The organism is Cyanobium sp. A1C-AMD, from assembly GCF_024346495.1.
In the GTDB taxonomy this organism is placed as follows: Bacteria; Cyanobacteriota; Cyanobacteriia; order PCC-6307; family Cyanobiaceae; genus Cyanobium_A; species Cyanobium_A usitatum.
This window is the reverse complement of record NZ_JAGQDB010000114.1, coordinates 1-5999: the sequence shown is the minus strand read 5'-3', so window position 1 is coordinate 5999 and position 5999 is coordinate 1. Positions and strand designations below refer to the sequence as shown.

General features: G+C 64.9%; 8 protein-coding genes and 1 pseudogene. 6 read left to right on the top strand and 3 right to left on the bottom strand.

The genetic code is table 11. The features are described 5' to 3' along the window. Positions 1–357 (top strand): annotated as a pseudogene (locus KBY74_RS13180) (type I glyceraldehyde-3-phosphate dehydrogenase); the annotation flags it as partial. Then, positions 354–1607 (top strand): organoarsenical effux MFS transporter ArsJ, encoded by a 1254-nt coding sequence (arsJ, locus tag KBY74_RS13175; protein WP_254943090.1) that lies wholly within the window; start codon positions 354–356, stop codon positions 1605–1607. The pseudogene KBY74_RS13180 and the gene arsJ, both read left to right, overlap by 4 nt. A 21-nt stretch (positions 1608–1628) precedes the next feature. Here arsJ and KBY74_RS13170 read toward each other — a convergent pair whose 3' ends face one another. Together KBY74_RS13170 and KBY74_RS13165 are read right to left on the bottom strand one after the other, a co-directional pair. After that, positions 1629–2162 carry a thermonuclease family protein gene (locus KBY74_RS13170; protein WP_254943089.1) on the bottom strand — a complete coding sequence of 178 codons (534 nt, stop codon included), beginning with the start codon at positions 2160–2162 and terminating at the stop codon, positions 1629–1631. 42 nt (positions 2163–2204) lie between these two features. Continuing rightward, positions 2205–2594 carry a hypothetical protein gene (locus KBY74_RS13165; protein WP_254943088.1) on the bottom strand — a complete coding sequence of 130 codons (390 nt, stop codon included), beginning with the start codon at positions 2592–2594 and terminating at the stop codon, positions 2205–2207. Between the two features lie 148 nt (positions 2595–2742). On the opposite strand from KBY74_RS13165, the gene KBY74_RS13160 reads away from it, so the two are divergent. Together KBY74_RS13160 and KBY74_RS13155 are read left to right on the top strand one after the other, a co-directional pair. Next, the gene (locus KBY74_RS13160) at positions 2743–3063 is read left to right on the top strand and encodes an MTH1187 family thiamine-binding protein (protein WP_254943087.1); all 321 of its coding nucleotides are present in this window, start codon (positions 2743–2745) and stop codon (positions 3061–3063) included. A gap of 273 nt (positions 3064–3336) precedes the next feature. Next, positions 3337–3993 (top strand): SOS response-associated peptidase, encoded by a 657-nt coding sequence (locus KBY74_RS13155; RefSeq protein ID WP_254943086.1) that lies wholly within the window; start codon positions 3337–3339, stop codon positions 3991–3993. Positions 3994–4048: 55 nt separating this feature from the next. Here KBY74_RS13155 and KBY74_RS13150 read toward each other — a convergent pair whose 3' ends face one another. Then, complete coding sequence (locus tag KBY74_RS13150; protein WP_254943085.1) at positions 4049–4228, bottom strand: hypothetical protein; 180 nt, start codon at positions 4226–4228, stop codon at positions 4049–4051. Positions 4229–4366: 138 nt separating this feature from the next. On the opposite strand from KBY74_RS13150, the gene KBY74_RS13145 reads away from it, so the two are divergent. Next, entirely contained in the window at positions 4367–4843 is a 477-nt protein-coding gene (locus tag KBY74_RS13145; RefSeq protein ID WP_254943084.1) for a hypothetical protein, read from the top strand. A 197-nt stretch (positions 4844–5040) separates the two neighbouring features. Beyond that, the coding region (locus KBY74_RS13140) for a cation-translocating P-type ATPase (RefSeq protein WP_254943083.1) at positions 5041–5999 on the top strand (959 nt) is incomplete at its 3' end.

Below are 5999 nucleotides of genomic sequence, written 5' to 3'. Positions count from 1 at the left end.
AAGCTCAACGGCCCTGCCGTTCGGGTGCCGCTGCTCAATGCTGCGCTCACCGACGCGGTGTTCGAGTGGGAGCGTGAGGTGAGCGTGGACGAGGTCAACGCCGCCTTCGAGGCCGCTGCCAACGGGCCGTTGCAGGGAATCCTGGGCTACGAAACCAGGCCCCTGGTATCGATCGACTACGTCAACGATTCGCGCAGCTCCATCGTTGACGCCCTCTCCACGATGGTGATCAACGGCACCCAGCTCAAGGTCTACGCCTGGTACGACAACGAGTGGGGCTACAGCTGCCGCATGGCGGATCTGGCCTGTCACGTGGCTGCGTTGGAACGTGCCGCACTGGAAGGTGCCGCCCGATGAAACACCTCACGGGATTGCAGCAGTACGTGGTCGTCACGGCCAACTACTGGGCCTTCACCCTCACCGATGGGGCCCTGCGCATGCTCGTGGTGTTCCACTTCCACCAGCTCGGCTACTCCACCCTGGAGATCGCCTTTCTGTTTCTCTTCTACGAATTCTTCGGCATCATCACCAACCTCTACGGCGGCTGGCTGGGGGCCCGTTTCGGGCTGCGCCTCACCCTCTGGGCGGGAACGCTGATGCAGGTGGCGGCCCTGCTGATGCTGATTCCAGTGGCCGACGACTGGCCGCGCTGGTGGAGTGTGGCCTACGTGATGGTGGCCCAGGCGATCAGCGGCATCGCCAAGGACCTCAACAAGATGAGCGCCAAGAGCGCCATCAAGACGGTGGTGCCGGAAACCCCCGAAGACCCCAGCAAGGGCGAAAACCAGCTCTTCAAATGGGTGGCGATCCTCACCGGATCCAAGAACGCCCTCAAAGGGGTGGGGTTCTTCCTCGGCGGCCTGCTGCTCACCACGATCGGCTTCAGTGCCGCCGTTGGAGCCATGGCCGCTGGCCTGTTCCTCTCCTTCCTGATCACCCTGGTGCTGCCCGGCGAGATCGGGCGCATGAAGGAGAAGCCCGCCATCACGGCCCTGTTCTCGAAATCGAAGGGCATCAACGTGCTCTCGACAGCCCGCTTCTTCCTGTTCGGCGCCCGTGATGTCTGGTTCGTGGTGGCCCTGCCGGTGTTCCTGCAATCAGTGCTGGGCTGGAAGTACTGGGAGGTGGGCGGTTTCATGGGCCTGTGGGTGATCGGCTACGGGATCATCCAGGCCTCGGCCCCGGCCCTGCGGCGCAGCTGGGGGAAAAGTGCACCCCCGGGGGTGTCTGCCGTGCAGTTCTGGAGCGCCGTGCTCACGGCCATCCCCGCCCTGATCGCCATCAGCCTGTGGCGCGATGTGGGCAATCCGGGTGTCGCGGTGGTGGTGGGCCTGGCGGCCTTCGGGGCCGTGTTCGCGATGAATTCCTCGATCCACAGCTACATGGTGCTGGCTTACACCGATGCCGAATCGGTGAGCCTCCACGTGGGCTTCTATTACATGGCCAACGCGGCCGGCCGGCTGGTGGGCACGTTGCTCTCTGGTGCCTTGTTCCTGGTGGGAGGCCTGCAGGCCTGCCTGTGGGCCTCGTGCCTGCTGGTGGCCCTGGCCTTTCTCTCGGGGATTCGCCTGCCACCGCCCCTGCGGCAGCAGCTCAAGCCGGCCTGATCTCAGGCATCAGCAGAGCGATCAGGAAATGCCGCCCGATCGAGCGGGTGATCTGCGGCGTCGAAAGTCCCAGGGCCGGGTGATGCCGCCAGGCACCTGCCAGACGCCAAAGCGGTGGCGGGAGGCCCGGTATTCAGCATCCAGATACTCCTTGGCGTTGCACTGGCTCAGGTACTGGCGGTAAGCGAATGCCTGGCCGTCCTCCACCATCGCCAGGTTGAGGTTCACCTCCCCGATCACCTCCGCCACAGTGCGGCCATAGCGGTCCACGGTCTGCGGCAGCAGCGTCACCGGGGAACCGATCCGCAGCCGCGTTTGCAGGTAGGCGCGGGATTGGGCGCCATAGGGAGCCTGGGCCATCTCGGGGGCATCAATGCAGGCCAGCCGGATCGTGATCCGCTTGCCACCTTGCTGCACGCGGATCGTGTCGCCGTCGCCGATCGAGAGCACCGTGGCGCGAACCTCGGGTCCGGCCATCGCCGCCGTGGATGTTGCCGCCATGGTCATCACCACCGCCAGCAACAGAGCAGCAAGTGGGGGTGGGTTCAGGGGCATCACCCCAGTGTGGGGGCCGACTTCGTTGCCGTCTGGCCTTCCTCAGGGGAGCGGCTCCAGCCCCTCCAGCGCTGTGCGCAGCTCACCGATGAACTCCTCATCCACCTCGGTGGCGGTGATCTCCTCGCCCACCAGGTCCTGGATCAGGGGGTAGAAACGCACCTCGAACCACTTCCGGAACACCGGATAGGTGCGCTCCGCCGGCCAGGTGCCGGTGTCGCGATGCCAGTAGTCGAGCTCGGCTTCAAAGATCGCCTCGTAGACCTCCTCGAGGATCTCCTCCGCCTCCTCTTGCGTGTCGTAGTCAGGGATCAGGTACAGGCAGGGCTCACTGGCTCCAGCAACCTCCACATCCAGGTCAAGTCCCCGGGCCCAGTCGAGCAGTTGCCCACTGGGGTAGATCCCCACCGCGCAGCGGTTCACCACGGCCATGGCCCACCCGGCGGAATTGCCAAAACGCTAGGCATGGCCAACGGAGCGGGCATGGCACTGCCGGGGAAGCGGGACACCGTCTCGGCACTGAACGGACGAGGGGCCAGGAAGATGGGAGCCTTTCAATGAGTCCTCCGGAGGCACATCGATGAAGGTGATCGTCGATCTCTGCGTCGTTCCGATCGGGGTCGGCGTCAACCTGGCGCCCTATATCGCTGCCTGCGAACGGGTGCTGCTGGACGCCGGCCTCAAGATCCAGCTGCACCCCAACGGCACCGCGGTCGAGGGCGAGTGGGCGCCCGTCTTCAAAGCGATCGAGGCATGCCATACGGCCGTGCACGACATGGGCTGCCCCCGGATTTACACCACCGTGAAGGTCAACACCCGCACCGATCGGGACCAAACGCTGGAGGACAAGGTGGCCAGCGTTGAGGCTCTGCTCCAAGAGCTGCCGCACAGGGGCCAATGAGAAGGGCGCCCCGTGTCGGGCGCCCTACTGCTGCGCAGAAGCCAAGGGCTAGGGCCGGTTGCAGGGCTTGGGCTCGCGCTGCCCTGGTCGAGGCCTCTGATTCATTGATAGATCCGATTGACCGTGGCGTCAGTACGGCAAACCGATCCACCGCAGCGCGGCCGTCTCCAGTGTGGGTTTGGTCCCCTCAGACTCACTCCCTGCGAAACCCCTCAGTCAGGAGTCAGGCCACGCAGATTGGGAGCAGCCCAACCGGATCCACAGGCGTCGCTGATGTGTGGCCGCTACTCGCTCACCACCACGATCGATCAGTTGCTGCCAAGGCTCAAGGGTCCGCTGCCGGAGGGTTTCCTCGAGCAGTACCAGCCCCGGCAGCAGGTGCGGCCTGGCGAACCGCTTCTGATCCAGCGGCAGCAGCAGGGCCGACTGGAGGTGGGCTACGCCCAGTGGGGCCTCGTGCCGAGCTGGCTGAAGGACACCCGCGGCAAGAGCCGGCCGATCAATGCCCGCAGCGAGACGGTGAGCCAGAAGCCGTTCTTTCGTAGTCCCTGGCGCCATCACCGCTGCCTGCTGCCGGCCGATGGCTTCTACGAATGGCGGCCGCCGCCGGAAGGGGAAGGCCATGGCCCAAAAGGGAAGAAGCAGCCCTACTGGATCCGCCGCCAGGACGGCGCTCCCTTCTGGCTGGGCGGCCTGTGGGACCACTGGATCGGTCCCGATGGCAGCGAACTCCAGACCTGCTGCATCCTCACCACCACCCCCAACGCCCTGCTGCGTCCGATCCATGACCGCATGCCGGTGGTGATCAACGATGGATGGGAAGAGGCCTGGTTGCTTCCGGAAGCATCAACCGAGCTGCGGGGGCTGGAGGCGCTGATGGCCCCGTGGGATCCCGCCGGCTGGGAGGCGATTCCAGTCGACTGGTTGTGATCTGCAAACTTGCTCTGGTTATCGATGGATGAAGAGGTGCCCAACCCTGAGGTACTCAATCCCCAAGCTTCTTGTCTAGCCACTGCGTCACCACATAGACACCGATAAACATCGGCAGATACGCGATCCACATGCTGGGGAGATCAAGCTCTGAGTTGTTGATCAGAACAAGTCCGCCATAACTAATCAGGCCATAGATCAATGCTCTACGCATTGGTCCAACAAGCTTCTTCAAGTGAGATGAAACGATGACTCCTTTTTATGATATCTGCAGTGGAAATCACGGCGCCATCCTTGGCGGAATCGCGTCTTCTGAACCCCATGAGGAGCGGCTGAGGCTCGCGAGGGGGCTCACACCCAGGACAATCTTCTGATGCAAAAGTTTCAGAAGGGCCACGGCGATCGCAGCCACAGGCGCAGGCATCGAACCGATCCGTTCATGCGCCACGTCCTGACCCTCTCGCTGACCTGCTGCTGGCTGTCGGCTCCGGCGTTGTCGGCTGAATTGGAGGCGTGTCGGAACCTGCTGGATCAACGCCATGCCCTGGCCGAGCAGGCCATCAAGGCCGAAATCGCCCTGGTTCGCACCATCCGCGAACGGATCTGCCCGGTCCTCAGCCAGCAGGCTGATCAGGCCAATGCCAACGACCGCAGCGAGCTGACCATCGACTACCAGGCCCTGCTCGAGTGCCGCCACAAGGCGGAAGAACAGCTGCTGCGCAGCCAGCGGGTTCTCTACGTCAACCGCCAGCAGTTCAGGTTCTACACGGCGGCTGGAGCCAAGCTGGCACGGCAAGCCGATGGGCTGGATCAGGAGTTGCGAGATCAGGAGTGTCCCCAGCTGCGTTGACGAGCAACCTGTGGCTACCCGGTGCCGCCAGATCCTTGACCCTGAAGTGACTACAGGCTGTTAGATGGGGCCTGGATGACAGGACCATGGCGGAACATTGCTGCAGCAGTAGAACCAGCGGGCAGAAGGCCGGAGCCACCACGGCGCCGCAGCCGGAGCCGGCAAGCGGCAGAGAAGCGCTGTTTCGGATCAGCGCGATGGATTGCGCCACGGAGGAAGGCGAGATCCGGCATGCCCTCTCAGGTGTTGACGGCATCCGCAGCCTGCGGTTCCTGCTGGCCGAGCGCGTTCTGGCGATCGATGCCGAAGCAGCAGCGCTCAACTCCGCCCTTGCCGCAATCCGCCGGCTGGGATTCACCCCGGAGCCGATCAGCCCCGATCAGCGGCCGTCCGCCGCCCAGACCCGCGCCGAACGGCGCCTTGAACGGCTCCGCCTGGCGGGCTCCCTGGCGCTGGCGATCACAGCGGAGCTGCTGCATCTGGTCGTTCCCGCCTTCCCGGGTCATGAGCTGCTTGAGATCGGGATCGCCATCGCCGCCATCGCCCTGGCGGGCTTCTCCGTGTTTCGCAAGGGCCTCGCGGCCCTGCGCCAGGGCCGGCTCAACATCAATGCGCTGATGAGCGTGGCGGTCACGGGCGCCTTCCTGATCGGCCGCTTCCCGGAAGCCGCCATGGTGATGGCGCTCTATGCCGTGGCCGAGGCGATCGAAGCGCGGGCGGTGCAGCGGGCCCGCCAGGCGATCACCAGCCTGATGGCCCTGGCTCCCGACGAGGCGGAGATCCGCCAGAGCGATGGCCGCTGGCAACGCGTCTCCGCCAGTGCTGTGGCCATCGGCGATGTGGTGCGTGTCCGCCCGGGCGAGCGCCTGCCGCTTGATGGCACGGTGCTTTCCGGCGAGAGTGCGATCAACCAGGCCCCGATCACCGGCGAAAGCCTGCCGGTTGACAAAGGCCCTGGTGATGAAGTGTTTGCGGGCACGATCAACCAGGGCGGCGCCCTGGAGATCCAGGTGACGGCACCTGCCTCGCTGAGCACCCTGGCGCGCATCATCCAGGCCGTGGAGGAAGCCCAGGCCTCCCGTGCTCCGATCCAGCGCTTCGTCGATCGCTTCGCGGCCCGCTACACCCCGGCGGTGTTCGTGGTGGCACTGGCTGT

What these genes read in the sequence shown, in the direction of transcription:
- arsJ (WP_254943090.1), top strand. Translation starts at nt 354, where the DNA reads ATGAAACACCTCACGGGATTGCAGCAGTACGTGGTCGTCACGGCCAAC.
- KBY74_RS13155 (WP_254943086.1), top strand. Translation starts at nt 3,337, where the DNA reads ATGTGTGGCCGCTACTCGCTCACCACCACGATCGATCAGTTGCTGCCA.
- KBY74_RS13160 (WP_254943087.1), top strand. Translation starts at nt 2,743, where the DNA reads ATGAAGGTGATCGTCGATCTCTGCGTCGTTCCGATCGGGGTCGGCGTC.
- KBY74_RS13170 (WP_254943089.1), bottom strand. Translation starts at nt 2,162, where the DNA reads ATGCCCCTGAACCCACCCCCACTTGCTGCTCTGTTGCTGGCGGTGGTG.
- KBY74_RS13145 (WP_254943084.1), top strand. Translation starts at nt 4,367, where the DNA reads ATGCAAAAGTTTCAGAAGGGCCACGGCGATCGCAGCCACAGGCGCAGG.
- KBY74_RS13165 (WP_254943088.1), bottom strand. Translation starts at nt 2,594, where the DNA reads ATGGCCGTGGTGAACCGCTGCGCGGTGGGGATCTACCCCAGTGGGCAA.